A 19,129-nucleotide genomic window follows, 5' to 3' on the forward strand; every position below is an offset into this window, starting at 1 on the left:
CTCGTGTTACTTGAATTGCTTTTGTAAACTTTTTATATCAAATTTCTAGATTGACCCTTTTTTGTTTAGCGACCATAGCGCTGTGGCCCCACCTGATCCCATTCCGAACTCAGAAGTGAAACGCAGTTGCGCCGATGGTAGTGTGGGAGTTCCCATGTGAGAGTAGGACATTGCTAAACTCCTATTTAAGTTTCGATAATGAAACGCAAACGCCGATGGACGTGTGACTTATGTTGCAGTTAAGCCCATGTGAGAGCGTAGCGGGACATTGCTAAACTTCTATTTGTGCTTAGGCACTGAAAAGCCCGTTACGAAAGTAACGGGCTTTTTGCTTTATATAAACCCGTAGTTAACACTGCGGGTTTTCTATTTATTTTCGTCAATTTATGCTGATCTAATTTCTGGAGTTGTATTCGTAAATGAGAAAGTTTTTATCTTCCCCTGTGAAAATGGCACTAAGTGATGCCGAAAATGCTTCGTACCAAAATGCTTTAAAGCATGTTACTGAATTAAGTTTAAACCTTACTGCTGTCAAAGTGGAAAATAGACCGGAAGATTTTCTTGGTTGGTGTACAGAATTAATTGATGTCTGTCGTAACCGTATAAATATGAATCTGCTTGAAGAACAGCAACTACCCATTCTAAAAAAGCTAGAGCAAGTACTTGTATTAGGTGCAAGTGTTAGCCAGTTTAAAATGGCACGTATTGCGCCCTGGCCAATATTCACTGCTTTTATCGAACAGCAAGCCAGTTTACATGCACTAGAAGAACGGTTAGCTTTACTTGATTATATTCAACTGATAAAAGTAAAAAGTTTAACCGAAATGACTGAGCTAGAGCGTCTTGCCTTTGCCGGTAAACATACTAATCAGCATTGTCACACCCAATTTAATTTTGATGTTGAATGGTTTGCTTCAACCAAAGGCGCTAAAGTGTTTCATACTTTATTAGCCCAGCAACCTGAAAGCTTTGATCTAGCATTAAGTCATATTCCAGAGTCTGGTGATGTCACACCCAAGCAGTATCAAAAATTTGTCAGTGCCTACAAAAAAATATTCACCCGTTACACCGTTGAAAAGAAAAGCGGTGAAAAGGCGCCATTAGCACCGGCGACTCGTTTATTAGCCATGAAGCGTCCGGATCAATTTATTGCCTTAACAAATGCAAAAATAGATGTGCTTTGCCAAGGGTTATCGATAGCCAAGTTTAATGCTTTTGATTTTGACAGTTATTGGCGAGATATGATTGGTACATTGAGGACTTTTGCCTGGTGGCATCAAATAGAGCCTGAAGATGAACGTGAAGCCAAACTTTGGCAAGTTCGTGCCGTATTAGTCGACTTATTTATGTTTGCCGATGAAGACTTTGCCTTTGGCTCTAATTACCTTCGCATTCGTGACAAAAAATTAAATAGTGTTAAAAGTACCTACAAGTCAACTCGTCGAAGTCGTGTTAAATTAACGCATGAAGAAGTGGTTGAGCAAGCACTGGCACAAGAGGGTATACCTGACTATGTTCAAACCAATCGAGATACCATTCTTAAACAAGTTAAAGCCGGTAAGGATGTAGAACACGTAATTGGTTTAATGCGAGCCATCTTTGGCTAGATTGCCATTTAACAGCGGGATAAAGAATTTTTATCTCGCTAAGTTAATTTTCATTCTTTACTTCACTCATTCGAATTAACTTAGGGGCTTACTGCCCTTTAGGTGCTTTCAGTAAACATCATTCTACTCAGAAGCAAATATAATTAACTTAATTCACATTTGATCTATTCAACTGAGTCAGTAAGCACAAGGTAGTTCGCCACCAATCTCGCTAATACAGCTCTAACTTGGCTACTTAATTAATCCGTTTGCTATAAGTAGCAAGCTGTTCTTTTATTGGAATTGTCCTTATTTTGATAATGCTGGCTTTTCTAAACAAATACAGCACAGATACTCCAGCAAATAAATGCCCTAGCATTAACGCAGGGTAAAGTGAGTATTCACCATCACTGAATCCCAACCATGTAAGGGTATTAGCAGTAATAGACGGTATATGATAGCTAATACACTGGCGTTGATGGATCTTTGGCGTTCAATGTTGATTGATAAACAATGACGCAGCCTGCGCCAATATAACCCCAAGGTAACCAGGTAAGATAATGTTTTAAGTGTATGGTTACGCTATCGTGTTGACATAATGAGTTTGCCCAAAAATCAACTGTGTAGTTTAACACTAGGGCAATAACAAGTTGTGCGATTAGCACAGTGGCAAACATATATCGGTATGCCTGTTTTACTCTATCGTGATGACCTGTCCAGTAATTAAAGCCAATTATTGCTGGCATTGATGTTGTTAACGCCATAGGGATTAACAAAATTATGGCTTCGAGTTTGAAGATTAACGCAAATGCGGCGACATAAGTGTGATTATAACTAGTGGCAATTATCGTTAATATCGCTAAACTTAAGGGGGGTAATCAACTGTTGGCCAATAACTAGAAAGCTGGTTAGTTTAGGTTGGTTACATTGAGTTTTAAATGCTTTGACTGAAGGCCAACTAAGTTTTACTTTTTTATGCAATATATAACAAGAAATAAGGGTAAAGCTAATATCACTGATAGGGCGACTAAACTGTCGTAATAGCAAGGGCTTTGTGGCAGCAATAGCAATAGGATTAACATTACCATGTATAACAAAAAGAAAAATATCGAGCCTGAAGATATTTCTTATAAACGCGTCTTATCTTATATGCAGTGGCTGATCGAGCGGTATGGTGCTTACTCAGCTAAAACATTGCTGCAAAAGGCTAATTTACTGTTTAAGGCCGATACACAATTCAATGAACCGGCACTAGATTATCTAATAGAGCGAGGAATTGTCGATGATCTTCGCTACGCGGAACGTTTAACGCTTAGTTTATCAGAGAAAAAAATAGGCCCTAATAAAATAAAAGAGAAACTGTATGCAAAAGGATTATCATCGCAAACAATTAATGAGTGCGTTAGTGCCATAGCAACAACCGAGGAAGAGTATTTTGATAAAGCACTAATCCTAAAAACAAGAAAATTTGGTGACGAGCCCATTGACGATATAAAGCTAAAACAGAAAGCGTTACGGCATTTGATATCTAAAGGATTTTCATATTCAATCGCCAATAAAGCGGTCAGCTATTCATCTAACGAAGACTAGTTCCGCACAGTTTTTGATAACAAAAGCCCACGCTAATGTGCCGGAAAAGTGTTATTATGAGCTATATTCCGCTTTATTAGATTATCAATTAAATGTTAGTTTTACCTGCTAAGAAAGCATGTCGTTGAGCCAAGCCCAAACAACTCATTCTGGTGGTGACAAATCACTGTTTGAATTAATAGCCAATGACATTGTTGAAAAGGGTTACAGTATTCACCCTCATGCTTTGCCTAAAAATTTAAGTGAGCTGTTATTACAACATATTAGCAAACTGTCAGATGACGACTTTAAACGTGCAGGTATTGGTCGCAGCAAAGACCATATTATTGACGATCTTATTCGTACAGACGAAATTAGCTGGATCACCAGCAACAGCGAAGCAGGTTGCTCTTGGATAAAATGGTCTGAGTCACTACAAGCTTATTTAAATAGCCACTTGTTTCTTGGTTTATTCTCTTTTGAAAGCCATTTTTCTCATTACGCTAAAGGCGATTTTTATAAGAAGCACAAAGACGCTTTTAAAGGTGAAGGTAACCGTGTGTTATCTATTGTGGTGTATCTTAATCAAAATTGGTCTGCAGATGATGGCGGCGAGTTAGTTATTTATGATGAGAGTTCGCCCGATTCTCCCGTTGGTGATAACAATCATATTAGCGTAACACCTACTTTTGGTACGGTTGTGGTATTTTTAAGTGAAGAATTTCCTCATGAAGTATTACCCGCTAGGCGAGACCGATATGCTATTGCCGGCTGGTTTCGCTTAAATAACAGTATTGCCAATAATATTGACCCAGTAAGTTAATGTTATTTTATGGGAAAGTATCCTTTGTCTAAATTGCAAAATAAGCTTCATTTACTCAGTGAATTAAATGAGATTAATGAAAAAATAATTCCTTTAAAAGCATTAGCAGATAGAGAGCTTGCCTCTATTTATGGTTTAACAGGAATGGTTTATACCCCATACCTAGATGATTATATGCAGGTCAGTATTGAGAAGGCAGCGATATTAGCGTGTTTAAAAAGACAAAAAATATTGCCATTATCAGAGGTTGAGTTAATAACTACAGCCTTAGATAGCTTACATAAGAGCGCCAAAAGTAATGCTATTGTTGAGTATGAAGGTAATTGTTATCAACGTCGATTTTCGCCGCTAAAGTTAAACAAGTCAGGAAAAACGGTGCGTAAATGGGCTAGATATTGGCTTTTACAATCGGCTGATGGCCGCGTTGAGCCTAATTGGCAAGCTCAAGTTCGAGAAATTTGGCCATCTTATTTTTTAATTAGAACAGTCGGTTTGTAGTTATCTAAGCTTTATTAATTCGCTAAGAATTTTTAAGCTACTATAAGAATATTAGGTGTCTATGACTTGCCTATTTACCGCTTTGATCTATGGTTAAACGAAAAATCGTTACAACTTTGCTTTTAATTTTTAACCCTCAACACGGAAATGACGATATGAATTTACGTGTGATACTTGAAAAGGAAATAATATGTTTATAGTGGCAAATCGCATCCCAGTAGCAGAAGAATGGCAAGATGAGTTTGAAAATCGTTTCCGCAAGCGTGCTGGAGAAATTGATAAGCAGCCAGGCTTTGTCTCCATGCAAATATTAAAACCATTAAGTGCTGATGCCCCCTATGTAGTACTTACTCATTGGCAGGATGAAAACGTTTTTAAAGAATGGATTAACAGTGACGATTTTAAACTGGCGCATCAAAATCCTTTACCAAGAGAAGCTTTTACCGGTAAACCTGTTATGGAAAAACACCAAGTAGTTATTTCTACTCAATAAAAATCGGCGTAAAATAATTACTTATGCACAACAAGTTTACCCTTTAACGGATAGGTGTTGCTCAGGGCAATAAATAGTTCTTAACTCTGAAGAGAGAATTATCAATATATTGCGAGATAAATTTAATATTTATTTACCCTGAAGGCGAACTTTGGACGATTCACTTACCTCGTCGGGCAGGGTGTTATCAGCTATGAGTGAATTAATTATAAAAAGCCGCCTTGAAAAAACTGAGTAAATTAATATTGAATTCGTCAGGTTTGATACAGCAATCAATCTGATCTTTATACTTAGTCTGGCTAAGATCTAGTTCTTCCATGGCAATGGCTTGATTAAGCCGAGTGTTATAAAACACTCGGACAAAGGGTAGTAAAGGCTTACTTTTATTTAAGCGACTTATCAGGCCCAGTTTACCACTGGTAAGTTTTACTAATGTTCCTATTGGGTAGATGCCAAGGCAGTTGACAAATTGTTCAACTAGAACATTATCATAACTATTTGGCGCATCTTTCATTAAAAGATTAAAGGCTTTGATTGGATGCATACCGGCCTTATAAACTCGCTCTGCCGTCATAGCATCATAGCTATCGACAATAGCTATCATACGGCCATATTGGGTGATTTGTTGGTCATTTAGCTGTTTAGGATAGCCTTTACCATCGAGACGTTCATGATGTTGTTGCACTACTTCTATGATAAGTTCAGACAACTCTGAACTCTCCTTTAGCACTTCCATGCCTAGGTCAACATGGCTTTTCATCACGGTAAATTCTTGGGCAGTGAGTTTTCCGGGTTTGTTTAATATTTCTGGCGGGACTAATACCTTACCGATATCATGTAAAAATGCCCCGAGTGCCAGTTGTTCAATAATTTCACGGTCAAAGGCTAAATGTTTAGCAAATAAAGTCATTAAAATGGCAACATTGAGAGAATGTTCTACTAAATACTCATCTTTTATACGTAGTCGTGTCATGCAAGCTAAGGCATCTTGATTTCGAAAGATGGAGTCGACGATGGCATCGGTAGACTCCTTTGCTTCTACTACATTAATGGTTTTGTGTTCGGTAAGGCTACTCAGCATTTTATGTTGTAATTTTTTTGCGTCAGCATACAGTTTACTGGCCTTGGCCATTTCCTGATCTAATGAAATACCCTTACTGGTTTTTTTTGACTCGTTTGGCGTTTCTTTTTCCTTAACTTCAGGCATGATTTTATCTACTTGTTTTTGCCGGTTGGCATCTATAGTTAAGTGAGTAATGCCAGCTTTAATCAGTTTTAGGATACTTTCTTTAGAACTTACATAGCCTTCAGATTTTACGCTGACAGTTTTACCTTTAGTACGAACAGACAAAACATACATGCCAGGCTCAAGCTGATGGACTGTTATTTTCTGTACTGAGGACTCAGGTTTTTTGTTCATAAGATGTTGCTCATAAATTTGTACTTAGGAAAAGTAAACGATAAAATCCACAGCATATGCGTTTAGTAATCATAGCCAAAGTACCTATTATTAACCAGAGGCATAGTTGACAACTTTAATGGTGTAGCAAATTAATATGCTTGATTTAGGTAAAATGAAGTTTAAGAAGTCTTGGACTTAGAATATAAGCGTTCACTGTTTACATTGTTTACTAAAATAAGATAACCAGACAACGGGAGAAAATATCATATCAAGTTGCGCTTTTATCAGTTGATGGTCATGTTTAGCCGAAAACCATAAAACGATATCGGTATGCTCACCAACCTCAACCACTTTGATAGTGGTTATCGGTCCCCATTGCTGATGGTGAATAACGTCCAAGCCAACAACTTCAAATTTATAACGTTCAACCTTACTACTTGCTTGGCGAAATAAGGTAAAGTGTGTTTTTCCTTGGATTAAATTGAGTCGTATTTGTGCCCCTAAGGTATCTAGATCATATAAGGGCTGGTCTTCATTGTTTTGTTGGTAGTGAGAAACCTCAGTATTTAATGTCACCCTTGATGAAAGGCCATTAGCCGACATTTCCGCTTTCATTACTCTGGCTTTAATACCGGTTAGTTGTTGTGAAAAACTAGTGGTTAAAAAGTGCTGATACTGAGGCGAGTATTGCATAGTACTTTTTTGCTGGTAAGTAGAGTCAAGCCAAAGGAAACTTACCTCGCCGTAAGAGCTTACTACTGCCTGAGCCGAGGATGAGTTCTTATGCCATTGTATCGTGCGATGTAAATAGCCAACATTTTTCCCCATAAAATAAATATCATAGGCAAACTTTTTATCACATTGATGAAGTTCGCTAAACTGTTCTGCGGTTAACGTGCTAGGCACAAGCGTTTGTGCTTTTACTATAAATACCATCAAGCTACAGCTAAATACTGTTAACAGTGTTAATACATGCTTAGTAAAAAAGGTTAATCCGCTCAATTCAATCACCATGGTCTGTTAGAGGTATGTTGGTTAGCCGTGGCACAGCAATATTTACCACAATAGTAAGCCAATAGCTTATTTTAAAGTAGCAAAAGCTAACAGGTAAACCACACTTAAAAAATTGCCAACACTTTATCCAAGCGCCATTAAACTGATGTTTAGTTATACATGTTAGTTATACAAGATGATGATGTCGTCAATTGTATTTAATTGTTTTGGTAATAACTAGCATAAACGTTAGATAAATAATAAGGACATTTGCTAGCGAGCATAAGCAAAAGGTGCCACGCTTTATTCATGCTATTTTTGGTAATAACGTTGGTCTTTTTGTTTAGTTAGCGCAATTTTTTGGCTAGTTTAGTCGGTATAGGTTGCTAAAAGTTGTCAGTTCAACTAATTTTTAAAGTAAGGGGAATTATTAAGGTTATTGTCTAAGTTAATAGGGATGTTTATTAAAGCACTTTTATTTAGGTGCTTGATACTTAGGAGAAAATTATGAAATCAATTGACAAAATTTTGGTGGTTATGGACTCTAGTTCTGATCACCAAGCCGCATTAGTGCAAGCTATTAATATAGCGAAGAAAACCTCAGCAAGTATCGAGCTTTTTTTAGTCGCCTATAATAGTGAGTTTGTTAGTCATTGGAACTTTAATCAATCGCAATTAGCGGCTTTGCAAAAAGAATACATAGCCTCTAAATTACGTTGGTTAGAAACGTATTTACCTGAGGTTAAATTATATGATATAGACGTTAGCATGGCTGTTGTTTGGCATGCTGATGTTAGTTGTGCCGTGTTGGCTCAGGTAGCAAGTAATGGCGTGTCACTGGTGGTTAAGTCAACCAAGCAAAACTCAATAATCAATAAAATATTTTTTACTCCTTGTGATTGGCAGTTACTGGAACATTGCCCAGTGCCTTTATTATTAACTAAAAATATTAGCGACTATTCGTACCGTAGGGTTATGGCGGCGGTTGATCCGGAAAGAAGTCACAATAAAACCGAAAAATTAGATGCTGAAATCATCCAAGCTGGCTTGGTCATGGCTGAGCTATTTGACGGGAAACCCCTTATTTGTCATTGCTATCAGCCAATAGGAGTAGAACTATGGCAAGGCATGAGCTCTGTGGGTATGGATCATAGTTTAATGAATGGTGATTTTCATGAGTATAGCGATGCAATTAAGCATCATCACCAAGTAGCTTTTAATGAATTACTGAGTGACTATGCCTTTGATGAAAAGTCGACTCATCTTGTTGCTGGCTCTGCCGAGTTTGAATTACCTGAGTTGGTTAAAACGCAGCAGGTGGACTTATTAGTGATGGGCATGGCTAATAACGGTAAATTTATTGGCAATACCGTAGAAAAAATACTCGATAATGTCGGTTGTGATATTTTATCGATAAAGGGTTAAAACAAGACTCGTTGTCATTGCCCTAGTCACTTAGTCGGCAATGACACTTTTTTAAACTACTTAAAAATAAATGTTTACTTTTTCAACGAAGTATTGTAGATTTGCCTTGTTGTTTAGCAATCCTCGGCTAAATAACGTTAATCCTCAGTGATTTTTCGTGTTTTGTCTTTCCCTTTCACAGTCAGCCAACACCTTATAAAAGTTATTTAATTAAAGCTTTTTGCTGTATGAAATTCCGAATTTATTTCGGTCAATTCATGGTATTATTTTCGTTTTACACTGTACAGCTATAGAGCTTTTTAATATTGCGTTTCTACGCAATCATACCTCTCAGCATAAAGAAGTTCACCCTTTTTTATACGGAGCGTTATAAAGGAGTTATATTATGTCTTATACTTATCAAGGTAAGGTTTATGCCATTACAACACCAGTAAAGTCTATTTCAATCAACAAATTCAATGTTGTTGTTAAAGACCAAGCGGGCTCGCAATTGTTTAAATTTACCAAAGTGAATGAGTCTAAAGATTTTCTAGCTATGTTATATCAAGCATAACTAGCATAAATCAAAACCGTCAGTAAAACCGACGGTTTATACAAAAAACCAGAGTTACCTTAATAAGGTATTCTGGTTTTTTCGTTTTAAGGTCTTTTTTTCTTGCTAAAGGTAGATTGGCTGAGCGATAACACCAGGCGTTAATCTACCTTAGTAACCGTCACTTCTAGATACTTACTATTACCCGCATACCATTTTTGTACATAAATAGTGCCTAAAATGGGTGGCATGCCATCTTTGGGGATTTCTTTATAACGAACACTGTTTTTGTTTTCTTTTTCTAGTTCAAACTTGATTTTAGTTTCAGACATTTTGATTGTTTAGCTAAGCGAAAGTGCCGTTATTGTAATCTATATAAAGTAGCTGTCGAGGTTTAAGCTAAAAACTTCCGTGCCATCGATTTTGACCTTATGCCCCTCAGGCTAATTGAGACATTTATCTTCTATACTGTTTAAGTGCTTGCTATTTAGCGATTATTTTTATGTTAAACATAAATACCAACACCCATGAACTTTATGTTGTTAACTGTTTTTATGCTCTTAAAGTTATTTAGTTGCTCATTGTATATTTTTAACGACTCATCCTTTAAATATAGCCTTCCAATGTTGGGGCTGATGCCAATTTTGAATGGCATGTGCTTGGTATTGTACTTGTAAACCTTTATAAAAATTATATTACAACAAATAGAAGGATTTAAGTTCATGAGAGATAAACATCAAAAGACAAAGGTACTTTTCACCCCGAAAAGTAGAATCGCTAGTGTAAGTGTAGCGCTAGCGGTGGCTATGGCATTACCTATGGTTGCACAAGCGAATGAAAGTACTGAAGTAAAAAAACTTCAACAACAAATTGCAGAACTAAGCATAGCGGTAGCAGAAATCAAACAAGCGCCCAAAGTTAAAACCCAAGGCGGTGGTGTTAAGATTAAAAGCAATGATGGTAACAAATCTTTTAAAATAGGAGGCCGATTCCAACTGGACTATAACCGTTTTGATGGTGCCTATAATGCGGATAATAATGGTAAAACAGGTTCAGACCTTTTCCCGCGTCGTGTTCGAACTTATGTTCAAGGTCAGGTCGATAATTGGGATTACAAGCTATTGCTTGATTTTTCTGAAGACAAAGGTGAAATTACTTTAGCTCGCTTACGTTATAAGGGTTTTGAAAATGGCCCAACCATAAAGTTAGGTAAAATTCGTGAAGATATCAGTTTAGAAGCGTTAACGAGTAGTAAACACATTACTGCTATTTCTCGACCTATGTTGGCTAACGTAATGTCACCTTATTTTAAATATGGTGCTTCTGCATATCAATACTTTAAAAGCACAGGTCTTCGTTATGCTGTTGGCGCATACAAAGGTGGCAGTTTTGGTACTAACGGACAAGATGAAAATGGCGATCTTAATTTGTCATTGACCGGTCGTTTTACTTGGTCACCAATTCATAATAAAGGTGAAACCTTACACTTTGGTGTTTGGGGATCACAACGTGACATGGGTGGTGATAAACTGAGTGCCAAATTCGCTCGTGGTGAAGTGCGTAATACCAATGTTCGTTTGGTTAACTATGCCGCCGGTGGTGATACTTTTGCGGTAGATAACATGACTCAATTTGGCTTGGAGTTTGCTGGAGTTTACGGACCTTTGTCTATTCAGGCGGAATATGCCGTGCGAGATGTCGATGCCGTTGAGAGTATTAATGACAGCAGCTACGATGGTTATTATGTTACCGCCAGTTACTTCTTAACGGGTGAGCATAGAGTATATAAGAAACGTGGTGTTTTCAATTCACCAACACCTATTGCCGACAGTGGCGCTTGGGAAGTATTTGCCCGTATTAGTCAATTTGATGCCACATCAAATAACCAAGGTACTGAGACAGAAGTGCTGACCTTGGGTACTACTTATTACCTCAATAAAAAAATAAAATTCATGGTCAATTACTTGCTCTCTGATGTTTCTGGCCCTGGCGCTGCAGATTTAGTTGGCGAGATCACTGATGGTAAAGCCTTGACCGCTCGTGTGCAGTACTTATTTTAGCGGTACTTGTTTACCAGAAAATGATTATTTGGGCTTAGCAATAAGTGCAAGTTAACCTTAATTAAAAATTTTAGGATTCAATATGAATATTAAACAACTTACCTTAGCCTCAATGGCTATTGGTCTTCTTTCATTTGTGTCAACTTCAGTAGTGGCGAACGAAAAAATAGATATCACAAAGATACATTTTCTTATTCCAGGTGGCCCTGGTGGCGGTTGGGATGGTACGGCTCGTGGTACCGGCGAAGCCTTGATGAAATCGGGGAAGCTAGAAAATGCCTCTTATCAAAACATGTCTGGCGGAGGCGGTGGTAAAGCCATCGCTTATATGATTGAAACCGCAGAAAAACAAAAAAACACCTTGATGGTGAGTTCTACCCCCATTGTCGTGCGTTCATTAAGTGGTGTTTTCCCGCAATCATTCCGTGATCTTAAGCCTGTTGCCGGTACTATTGCTGACTTTGGTGCCTTTGTGGTACGTAAAGATTCTAAATACTATGATTGGCGCGATGTATTAGCTGATTTTAAGCAAAACCCTCGTAAAGTGAAGTTCTCTGGTGGTTCATCACGTGGCAGCTTAGATCATCTAGTCGCGGCCATGGCAATTAAAGCCGGTCGCGCAAAACCACGTAAATTAGTTTATGTTGCCTATGATGGCGGTGGTAAAGCCATGGCCGCTTTACTTTCAGGTGAGACAGCCATTCTTTCTACTGGTGTTGGTGAAGCACTTACCATGGCAAAAAGTGGTGATGTGCGCATACTCGCTATTACTTCAAAAGAGCGCCTGAAGGTATTACCTGATACCCCGACCTTAACTGAAATGGGCTATAACGTAGTCTTTGCCAACTGGCGTGGTTTTTTTGCGGCACCTACAATGTCTGATGAAAAAGTTGCCGCTTATGCAAAGTTATTGGGTGATGTACAAGAGACACCTGAGTGGACCGAAATCCAAGAGCGTAACGGCTGGGTTAATATGTACAACCCAGACAGTGAGTTCTATGCCTTCTTAGAGCAGCAAGAAAAAGATCTGGGTGTACTAATGCGTGAATTAGGCTTTTTGAAGTAACGTTTGTTGCAATAACGTTTTAGTTGACTGCTGTATTATTCGGTTTTATCGGTTTAGCCGGGTAATGCAGTTTGAGGTGAATTATGAAAATCAGTAAAAATGTCATTGGCGCATTAATATTTTTTATTTTTAGCGTCAGTTATGGCTACCATGCCTACCAAATTCCTTTATATCCAGGTGAAGAATATGATGTCTTTACATCACAAACCATGCCTAAACTCTACGCATTATTAGGGATTCTAGTCTCAGTTTTAGCCATTATCATGTCTATTCTTAACGATAGTCGCACGACTAATGACACAGAGAAAACAGTCGATGATTTTGACAAGAAAAGCTGGCTTCAGGTAGCAAGTCTTATTGGGTTAATGGTGTATTACGGCGCAACCTTAGAGCAGTTTGGCTTTATTTTATCAACCATTTCTTTTCTTATATTTGGTTTTCTTATACTGGGTGAGCGAAGTAAAAAACGACTTTTTCTTGCCTCCGTACCCGTTGTCATTGTCTTTTGGGCAATTATGACGCAACTGCTGGGGATTTATTTATCACCCGGCGACCTTTGGGGATAATACTATGTTAGACGGCTTAATTATCGGTTTTCAAACCGCGATGTCAATGCAAAACATAATGTTTGTTATTTTTGGCTGTTTTGTTGGCACTTTTATTGGTATGTTGCCGGGCTTAGGGCCTATCACTGCCATTGCCTTAATGATTCCTATTACGTATGGTATTGACCCTTCATCGGGTATGATCTTAATGGCAGGTGTTTATTACGGTGCTATTTTTGGTGGTTCTACCTCATCTATTTTGATTAATGCGCCAGGTGTTGCGGGCACAGTAGCGACATCATTTGATGGCTACCCTATGGCTTGTAAAGGTCAAGCAGGCAAGGCGCTTGCTATTGCCGCTTATGCTTCATTTAGTGGTGGCACTATTGCCGCCGTCTTTTTACTTGTGGCAGCACCTATGTTAGCGAAAGTTTCTTTAAGCTTTCAATCGCCGGACTATTTTGCCTTATTATTATTGGGTTTAACTGCTATTGCGGCTTTTTCTAATAAAGGTAGCTTCCTTAAATCAATCATGATGACCTTATTTGGTTTAATGTTATCAACGGTTGGTACGGATCAAGCTTCTGGCGTAGAGCGCTTTACCTTTGGTCAAATTGACTTACTTGATGGTATTAGTTTCTTATTAATAGCTATGTCTATGTTTGCTTTGTCAGAGGCATTACTCTCTATCATCAGTAATAATAGAGATAAAAAGTTAGGTATTGCTTCGGTTACTACAGAAGTAGGTAGCTTAAAACTCACTCGAGCTGAAATAAAAGAGATGGCGCCTACCGTTGCTAGGTCATCAGTGTTAGGCTTCTTTGTTGGTGTGTTACCCGGTGCCGGTGCTACGATAGCTTCATTTCTTGCTTATGGTATGGAACGACACTTAGCTTCAGCGAAAGAGAAACTAAAATTTGGTAAAGGCAGTTTACGTGGCCTAGCCGCTCCTGAAACCGCAAATAATGCTGCTTGTAGTGGCTCATTTGTGCCTTTACTTACCTTAGGTATTCCAGGCTCTGGTACTACCGCGGTAATGTTAGGTGCGTTAATGTCCTATGGCATTGAGCCAGGTCCACGCTTATTTGTTGATAACCCAGAAGTGTTTTGGTCAGTCATTGTTTCTATGTATATTGGCAACGTCGTCTTATTGTTTATCAACTTACCCTTGATTCCTTATATTGCTAAAGCATTGACCTTACCTAAGCAATTATTAACCGTGTTAATTCTGTTCTTCTCACTGATTGGTGTTTATTTAGTATCATTTAATGCCTTTGATATCTTTATGATGGCCGGTTTTGCCGTAATAGCCATTGGTTTACGTTTATTGAACTTTAGTATGTCTCCGTTGATCCTTGGTTTCATTTTAGGTGGTATGTTAGAGCAAAATCTACGTCGTTCATTAACCTTATATGATGGTTCAATCTCTTTCTTATGGGATAGACCTATTACCCTTGGTATATTAACGCTAACGGCCTTAGTGTTACTTATGCCCGTTATCTCGACCCTGAGAAACGGTCGTAGCTCAACTAGCCAAGAGAAGGTGGCTGAAATTTAAATGAATTAGTTTTAACATGTGTAAAGCTGATACGCGCAGCAATGGTATACTGCTACGCGTATCAGTATAAACTATATTTAAAGTACTATCGATGGATGCTATTATGTGCCTATTTAAAAGAAACACCGATGAAAATCGCCAATAAGTTAAAAAAATTGGGCTTGCATAACAAGTTAGCCTTAGTGTCGGTATTATTGGTTATGTTACAGATCATTTTTTTGGGTATGTTCAGCGTTTCCTATCTTGAGCAAGAGTTTGAACAGCAACTCGGTGAAAAAGCACTTGCCGTGGCACAAACGTTGGCTAAAAACCCTATTATTCAGCAAGCGCTGCTCGATAAAAAAAGCCAACCTATTCAATCCTATGTAGAACCCATTCGCCAAGCTATAGCCGCTTCTTTTATTGTTGTTGGCGATAGTCAGGGTATTCGATATTCTCACCCTGATCCGAACAAAATAAACCATGCCATGATAGGTGGCGATAATATTAGAGCACTTAGGTTCGGACAGTCCTATATTTCCAAAGCCGAGGGCTCATTAGGGGTATCTATTCGTGGGAAAACGCCCATTGTATTAGACGACGGTACCATCATCGGCTTGGTTTCGGTCGGTTATTTAGAGCACGGTATGATGCTCAGTATTAGTAATTATCGTGATACTTTCTTATGGGTTTTTGGTATTACCTTGATCGCCGGTTGTTGTTTGGTTTTGTATATTGCTAAACGTTATCGTGATGAAATATTTGGCTTAGAGCCCGAGGAAATTTCACGGGTTTATAGTGAACGAAAAGCGGTACTCGAATCAATTCTTGAAGGTGTGGTGGTTATTAATGAACAAGGTATCATTACCAGTTGCAACCCCATCGCGATTGAGATTTTAGCCAATATTACCGAGCAGAACTTAATTGGCTCCGCGGTACATGACCTCTTACCCGATTACCAGTTTATTTTTGCCAGTAACTCTTCCCGAATATGGCGAGATGTAGAAGTTGATATTGAAGCTGGAACGATAATATTAACAAAAACGCCTTTAATGATTGGTGATAAACAACACGGCGTGGTTGTTTCCTTTCGCCGTAAAGATGACCTGGTTGATTTAAGTGAGAAGCTGTCGCAAGTAAAACAGTTCTCCACCATGTTAAGAGTTCAGACCCATGAATATTCGAACAAATTAAATACCATAGGGGGTCTTATTCAAATTGGCTCTTATGAAGATGCTTTAGACTTGATTATGGTGGAAAATTCAGGTTATCAGGAGATAATTGCCTTTTTAATGCGCATTGTGCCAGACCCGATAATCGCCGGGCTTATTCTGGGTAAATATGATGTAGCTAAGGAACGAAAAATTGAGCTAATTATTGATCATGAAAGCAGTTTGCTGCAAGTACCGAGTAAGCTACCACGCTCAAAATTGGTGACTATACTCGGTAATATACTGGAAAATGCCTTTGATGCCGCCAGTAGTAATAAAGCGCAACCGGCTCAGGTGACATTATCGTTTACCGATATGGGTGAAGATATCATCTTTGAAATCGAAGACTCTGGCGTCGGGATGAGTGATGCTGCTATTAAAGATATTTTTACCTTTGGTCAAACTACAAAACATGCCATGGGTCACGGCATAGGTATGTTTTTAGTTAAAAATTGCTTAGATCAAGTGGACGGTACTTTAGCCATAACCCGGGCAAAAACAGGTGGCACAATTATGACGGTTTATATACCTAAATAGCCCAATAAAAACGAATAATAATAACTAAAAGTAGCTATCGAACAGGAGTGAATTAGGTGATAAAAACAAACAGTGTACTGATTGTTGAAGATGATATGCGTATTGCTAACATCATCTCGAAGACTATTAATAATGAAGAGGGCTTTGAGGTCATTGGTATCGCGCAAAATACCGCTGAGGCAAAAGACCTACTTGACAGCTTTAAGCCGGAACTTATTTTTCTTGATGTCAGCTTAGTAGATAGTAATGGCTTGGACGTATTAAAATATGTCAGGCAAGACTTAAGTGCCGCAGATATCAGTATTGTTATGTTAACAGCAGCCAAAGATAGCGAAGTGATTCAAGAGGCTATGTCATACGGAGCCTTTGATTATATTTTAAAACCATTAGCCTTTTCTCGGTTAAAGTTAACACTAAAACGTTATTTGCAATACCGTGAGCGTTTAAGTACTGATCAGCCCTTTGAACAAGATGATCTTGATGAATTATTTCATAATAAGGGCAAGTTAATTAGTCAGTCAAAACCAGCAATAATCATCAATGAGCAAGCATCATTACCTAAGGGAATTGACTCGTTAACGCTAGATAAAATTCGTACTGTGTTAAGTGATAATGCTGCTACTGCTTATACCGCTGAGTCTATGTCTGAATGTATTGGCACTAGCCGTACCACAGCAAGGCGCTATTTAGAGTACTTGTTAAGCTGTAATGATATTATCGCCGATATTGAATATGGCACAGTCGGACGACCTGAGCGTCATTACCTATTAACATAAACCTATTGAAATAAAAGTAGTTGAAATAGCCGCTAAGGAAATAGAGCAACGAATGCTCCGTACGGCTAAGATGTTTTTTTCATATCAATCCACATCATTTGCACCGCTGAACTAGTTATAGCCCAGAATAAAGCTTGGGCTATCTAAGTCAACTTGCTGCATTTTTGCTACCTTATCTGCTGATAACGTGGCTTTATTTTGCTCACTCTTATCCGTCATTGGTAAGTCATCACTAGACTCTACTTGTTTAGTACTTATCGCCACTGCCTGCATTGAAGCTTGGGTTGATGTATCGCTATTCTTAATCATGGTTAATATTCCTTAGTAATCATAAGTTCTGCTACTCACTCAGGAATATCATGTGGGGAATCTCAATTGAAGTAAATAATTTCGCCATAATGAACTTTAGCTGAATAAAGTTCATTTTGGTTACGGGGTAGCTTGTTGCTCTGCATGGGGTTTTAAACAAGAAGATAGTTGCTGCTGGCTTTCTTTATTTTCAAAGATTTGAAGGTAGGGCGTAATGCCATACTCTTGGTAAATGCTATCAATGGTCCCGGCATTACGCAGCTTAAATAATTTACAATTGAGTTGATGGAATCTAGCCGCTAAGGGGGAATCTTTAGGAATACTGATGTATTTAGCACTGACAAAGGACTCCTTAAACTCTGCTATTTGATAATGTAGCCCGGTATGTAAATGCCTGACTTGTTGGTAAGCCGCTTCAGCCCAACTTAGCTTTTGGATTGGCATTACATCTATACGGCCCGTCAATAATAATGACATCAATTGATTAATATCATGTGCATAAATGGTACTGACCTTGGTACTGACCTTGGTATTGAACTTGTCAATATAAGGTCCGTAATATGACCCTCGTAACAAACCAAAAATTAAATGGCCAAACTGTTTGGGCGAGTGATACCGTGCTATGTTTTTGATAGTAGGCGCTAGTAAGTAATGAATACTTCGTTGTTCGTAGCCTAACAACATAGGTAATAAATACCGCTCTCTTTCCGCAGTCATTGAGTGGCGGGGAATGATATCGACCTGACCCAATTTAGCTCTGAGTAAGGTTCTTGGCCAAGGTATTACTAACCATTGTGGCTCTAGGTTAGCATCAAGGAGTAAAAGCTTAATAATATCGATTAAAGGGCCATAATATTTATTATCAACTATCGACATTTCGGGGGGGCGGTGGCGAAGGTCAATTTGCACTGGCTCGGTAAAACCACTGCTGGACAGTAACAGTAAACATAGAGTTATCGACTTCATACCCATAACAAGATGAGCCTTTGGATTAGCTAAATCTTAAGTATAGCGGGTGAAAGAGCCTTTGTTGGTCATCACTCTCACCCTAGATAAGCTGTTCGCTAATAATGTGGGTTTGTTCAGCGGAAATGCTAGCTAATTCGTCTAAGTGGGTGAGGTAAATGCGCAGGTCTAATTCTAATTGGTGATAATCAGGCAGCATGCTTTGGCATAACTTATAAAACGCTTTGTTATGCTCCTTTTCCTTTAAGTGAGCTAATTCATGAACAACGATCATAGCTAAAAAATCTTCTGGCGCTTTTTTAAATAGACTACCAATGCGGATTTCATGTTTACTTTTAAGTTTATTACCTTGTACGCGTGACACATAGCTGTGTAGGCCTAAGGCATTATTGATAATATGAATTTTATCATCGTATTTGATTTGGCTTAAAGGCGCTGTTTTTTTCAAATATTGGTTTTTGAATGTCATTACATAAGTGCGTAAAGCTTTGTCATTACTTATCTGATGAGTATTTGGGTATTTAGTTAATAGGTATTGCGCTAATTTCTTTTGCTCAAGCATCTGCATAACTTGTGTTTGTACTTGTGCAGAGTAGGCAGATAAATACTTCAATGTGGGTCGCTCCAATACAAGAGGTTTAAATTTTGAGGGCATAATTTTTCATAGATAGTTAGCAAGGTTAGCGTTGAGATTTAGCATTAACTCAAGGGGTTTTTAATTTAACCTGGGTCGGTGCCACGCTATTATACTTTTTCTTTACTAAGAGTGTAACTAATGAGTTTTCTCAGCGGATGTTGGCT

At 38.3% G+C, this 19,129-nt stretch carries 20 protein-coding genes and 1 rRNA gene; 14 read left to right on the forward strand and 7 right to left on the reverse strand.

The features are described from left to right. Positions 1-64: 64 nt before the first annotated feature. Positions 65-179: ribosomal RNA gene (rrf, locus tag CMT41_RS06225) — 5S ribosomal RNA — on the forward strand. A 240-nt stretch (positions 180-419) separates the two neighbouring features. After that, entirely contained in the window at positions 420-1,607 is a 1,188-nt protein-coding gene (locus CMT41_RS06230) for a hypothetical protein (RefSeq protein ID WP_058026652.1), read from the forward strand. Between the two features lie 440 nt (positions 1,608-2,047). Here the strand turns inward: CMT41_RS06230 and CMT41_RS18565 are convergent, their stop codons facing one another. Beyond that, positions 2,048-2,443 (reverse strand): MATE family efflux transporter, encoded by a 396-nt coding sequence (locus tag CMT41_RS18565; protein WP_083494225.1) that lies wholly within the window; start codon positions 2,441-2,443, stop codon positions 2,048-2,050. Positions 2,444-2,672: 229 nt separating this feature from the next. Here CMT41_RS18565 and CMT41_RS06245 point away from each other — a divergent pair, with 229 nt between their 5' ends. The 4 genes from CMT41_RS06245 to CMT41_RS06260 all read left to right on the forward strand — a co-directional run bounded on the left by CMT41_RS06245 (position 2,673) and on the right by CMT41_RS06260 (position 4,969). After that, positions 2,673-3,176: a regulatory protein RecX gene (locus CMT41_RS06245; protein WP_057180433.1), complete on the forward strand. Its 504-nt coding sequence runs from the start codon at positions 2,673-2,675 to the stop codon at positions 3,174-3,176. 118 nt (positions 3,177-3,294) lie between these two features. Further along, positions 3,295-3,978 (forward strand): 2OG-Fe(II) oxygenase, encoded by a 684-nt coding sequence (locus CMT41_RS06250; RefSeq protein WP_058026655.1) that lies wholly within the window; start codon positions 3,295-3,297, stop codon positions 3,976-3,978. A 24-nt stretch (positions 3,979-4,002) separates the two neighbouring features. Next, the gene (locus CMT41_RS06255; protein ID WP_088568972.1) at positions 4,003-4,476 is read left to right on the forward strand and encodes a hypothetical protein; all 474 of its coding nucleotides are present in this window, start codon (positions 4,003-4,005) and stop codon (positions 4,474-4,476) included. 190 nt (positions 4,477-4,666) lie between these two features. Beyond that, complete coding sequence (locus tag CMT41_RS06260; RefSeq protein ID WP_057180436.1) at positions 4,667-4,969, forward strand: antibiotic biosynthesis monooxygenase family protein; 303 nt, start codon at positions 4,667-4,669, stop codon at positions 4,967-4,969. A 202-nt stretch (positions 4,970-5,171) separates the two neighbouring features. Here CMT41_RS06260 and CMT41_RS06265 read toward each other — a convergent pair whose 3' ends face one another. Both CMT41_RS06265 and CMT41_RS06270 read right to left on the reverse strand, forming a co-directional pair. Beyond that, positions 5,172-6,389, reverse strand: coding sequence for an HD-GYP domain-containing protein (locus CMT41_RS06265; RefSeq protein ID WP_058026656.1), 1,218 nt, complete (start codon positions 6,387-6,389; stop codon positions 5,172-5,174). A gap of 192 nt (positions 6,390-6,581) precedes the next feature. After that, a complete protein-coding gene (locus CMT41_RS06270; RefSeq protein WP_232300062.1) occupies positions 6,582-7,307 on the reverse strand; it encodes a DUF3108 domain-containing protein in 726 nt (241 codons plus the stop codon). A 564-nt stretch (positions 7,308-7,871) separates the two neighbouring features. Between CMT41_RS06270 and CMT41_RS06275 the strand changes: the two genes are divergently transcribed. Together CMT41_RS06275 and CMT41_RS19340 are read left to right on the forward strand one after the other, a co-directional pair. After that, positions 7,872-8,789, forward strand: a complete 918-nt coding sequence (locus CMT41_RS06275) for a universal stress protein (RefSeq protein WP_058026658.1) — start codon at positions 7,872-7,874, stop codon at positions 8,787-8,789. Positions 8,790-9,174: 385 nt separating this feature from the next. Beyond that, a complete protein-coding gene (locus CMT41_RS19340) occupies positions 9,175-9,342 on the forward strand; it encodes a hypothetical protein (protein ID WP_197410259.1) in 168 nt (55 codons plus the stop codon). Between the two features lie 140 nt (positions 9,343-9,482). On the opposite strand, the gene CMT41_RS19345 is transcribed toward CMT41_RS19340, so the two are convergent. Next, entirely contained in the window at positions 9,483-9,653 is a 171-nt protein-coding gene (locus CMT41_RS19345) for a hypothetical protein (protein WP_197410260.1), read from the reverse strand. 474 nt (positions 9,654-10,127) lie between these two features. Between CMT41_RS19345 and CMT41_RS06280 the strand changes: the two genes are divergently transcribed. The 6 genes from CMT41_RS06280 (at position 10,128) to CMT41_RS06305 (ending at position 17,053) form a co-directional block, all read left to right on the forward strand. Then, positions 10,128-11,381, forward strand: a complete 1,254-nt coding sequence (locus tag CMT41_RS06280; RefSeq protein WP_058028160.1) for an OprO/OprP family phosphate-selective porin — start codon at positions 10,128-10,130, stop codon at positions 11,379-11,381. An 82-nt stretch (positions 11,382-11,463) separates the two neighbouring features. Beyond that, positions 11,464-12,447: a tripartite tricarboxylate transporter substrate binding protein gene (locus CMT41_RS06285; protein WP_057180441.1), complete on the forward strand. Its 984-nt coding sequence runs from the start codon at positions 11,464-11,466 to the stop codon at positions 12,445-12,447. 83 nt (positions 12,448-12,530) lie between these two features. Continuing rightward, positions 12,531-13,013: a tripartite tricarboxylate transporter TctB family protein gene (locus CMT41_RS06290; RefSeq protein WP_057180442.1), complete on the forward strand. Its 483-nt coding sequence runs from the start codon at positions 12,531-12,533 to the stop codon at positions 13,011-13,013. A gap of 4 nt (positions 13,014-13,017) precedes the next feature. After that, positions 13,018-14,550: a tripartite tricarboxylate transporter permease gene (locus CMT41_RS06295; RefSeq protein WP_057180443.1), complete on the forward strand. Its 1,533-nt coding sequence runs from the start codon at positions 13,018-13,020 to the stop codon at positions 14,548-14,550. Positions 14,551-14,678: 128 nt separating this feature from the next. Next, positions 14,679-16,277 (forward strand): ATP-binding protein, encoded by a 1,599-nt coding sequence (locus tag CMT41_RS06300; protein WP_058026659.1) that lies wholly within the window; start codon positions 14,679-14,681, stop codon positions 16,275-16,277. Between the two features lie 56 nt (positions 16,278-16,333). After that, complete coding sequence (locus CMT41_RS06305; protein ID WP_082606458.1) at positions 16,334-17,053, forward strand: response regulator; 720 nt, start codon at positions 16,334-16,336, stop codon at positions 17,051-17,053. A gap of 111 nt (positions 17,054-17,164) precedes the next feature. Here CMT41_RS06305 and CMT41_RS06310 read toward each other — a convergent pair whose 3' ends face one another. The 3 genes from CMT41_RS06310 to CMT41_RS06320 all read right to left on the reverse strand — a co-directional run bounded on the left by CMT41_RS06310 (position 17,165) and on the right by CMT41_RS06320 (position 18,983). Then, the gene (locus CMT41_RS06310; RefSeq protein WP_057180446.1) at positions 17,165-17,362 is read right to left on the reverse strand and encodes a hypothetical protein; all 198 of its coding nucleotides are present in this window, start codon (positions 17,360-17,362) and stop codon (positions 17,165-17,167) included. Positions 17,363-17,482: 120 nt separating this feature from the next. Next, positions 17,483-18,328 carry a substrate-binding periplasmic protein gene (locus tag CMT41_RS06315; protein ID WP_198149791.1) on the reverse strand — a complete coding sequence of 282 codons (846 nt, stop codon included), beginning with the start codon at positions 18,326-18,328 and terminating at the stop codon, positions 17,483-17,485. Positions 18,329-18,410: 82 nt separating this feature from the next. Then, entirely contained in the window at positions 18,411-18,983 is a 573-nt protein-coding gene (locus tag CMT41_RS06320; RefSeq protein ID WP_057180450.1) for a M48 metallopeptidase family protein, read from the reverse strand. Between the last annotated feature and the right edge of the window lie 146 nt (positions 18,984-19,129).

Source organism: Colwellia sp. MT41 (assembly GCF_001444365.1).
In the GTDB taxonomy this organism is placed as follows: Bacteria; Pseudomonadota; Gammaproteobacteria; order Enterobacterales; family Alteromonadaceae; genus Colwellia; species Colwellia marinimaniae.

What these genes read in the sequence shown, in the direction of transcription:
- CMT41_RS06230 (WP_058026652.1), top strand. Translation starts at nt 420, where the DNA reads ATGAGAAAGTTTTTATCTTCCCCTGTGAAAATGGCACTAAGTGATGCC.
- CMT41_RS06245 (WP_057180433.1), top strand. Translation starts at nt 2,673, where the DNA reads ATGTATAACAAAAAGAAAAATATCGAGCCTGAAGATATTTCTTATAAA.
- CMT41_RS06250 (WP_058026655.1), top strand. Translation starts at nt 3,295, where the DNA reads ATGTCGTTGAGCCAAGCCCAAACAACTCATTCTGGTGGTGACAAATCA.
- CMT41_RS06260 (WP_057180436.1), top strand. Translation starts at nt 4,667, where the DNA reads ATGTTTATAGTGGCAAATCGCATCCCAGTAGCAGAAGAATGGCAAGAT.
- CMT41_RS06265 (WP_058026656.1), bottom strand. Translation starts at nt 6,389, where the DNA reads ATGAACAAAAAACCTGAGTCCTCAGTACAGAAAATAACAGTCCATCAG.
- CMT41_RS06270 (WP_232300062.1), bottom strand. Translation starts at nt 7,307, where the DNA reads ATGGTATTTATAGTAAAAGCACAAACGCTTGTGCCTAGCACGTTAACC.
- CMT41_RS06275 (WP_058026658.1), top strand. Translation starts at nt 7,872, where the DNA reads ATGAAATCAATTGACAAAATTTTGGTGGTTATGGACTCTAGTTCTGAT.
- CMT41_RS19340 (WP_197410259.1), top strand. Translation starts at nt 9,175, where the DNA reads ATGTCTTATACTTATCAAGGTAAGGTTTATGCCATTACAACACCAGTA.
- CMT41_RS19345 (WP_197410260.1), bottom strand. Translation starts at nt 9,653, where the DNA reads ATGTCTGAAACTAAAATCAAGTTTGAACTAGAAAAAGAAAACAAAAAC.
- CMT41_RS06280 (WP_058028160.1), top strand. Translation starts at nt 10,128, where the DNA reads ATGGCATTACCTATGGTTGCACAAGCGAATGAAAGTACTGAAGTAAAA.
- CMT41_RS06285 (WP_057180441.1), top strand. Translation starts at nt 11,464, where the DNA reads ATGAATATTAAACAACTTACCTTAGCCTCAATGGCTATTGGTCTTCTT.
- CMT41_RS06290 (WP_057180442.1), top strand. Translation starts at nt 12,531, where the DNA reads ATGAAAATCAGTAAAAATGTCATTGGCGCATTAATATTTTTTATTTTT.
- CMT41_RS06295 (WP_057180443.1), top strand. Translation starts at nt 13,018, where the DNA reads ATGTTAGACGGCTTAATTATCGGTTTTCAAACCGCGATGTCAATGCAA.
- CMT41_RS06300 (WP_058026659.1), top strand. Translation starts at nt 14,679, where the DNA reads ATGAAAATCGCCAATAAGTTAAAAAAATTGGGCTTGCATAACAAGTTA.
- CMT41_RS06310 (WP_057180446.1), bottom strand. Translation starts at nt 17,362, where the DNA reads ATGATTAAGAATAGCGATACATCAACCCAAGCTTCAATGCAGGCAGTG.
- CMT41_RS06315 (WP_198149791.1), bottom strand. Translation starts at nt 18,328, where the DNA reads ATGAAGTCGATAACTCTATGTTTACTGTTACTGTCCAGCAGTGGTTTT.
- CMT41_RS06320 (WP_057180450.1), bottom strand. Translation starts at nt 18,983, where the DNA reads ATGCCCTCAAAATTTAAACCTCTTGTATTGGAGCGACCCACATTGAAG.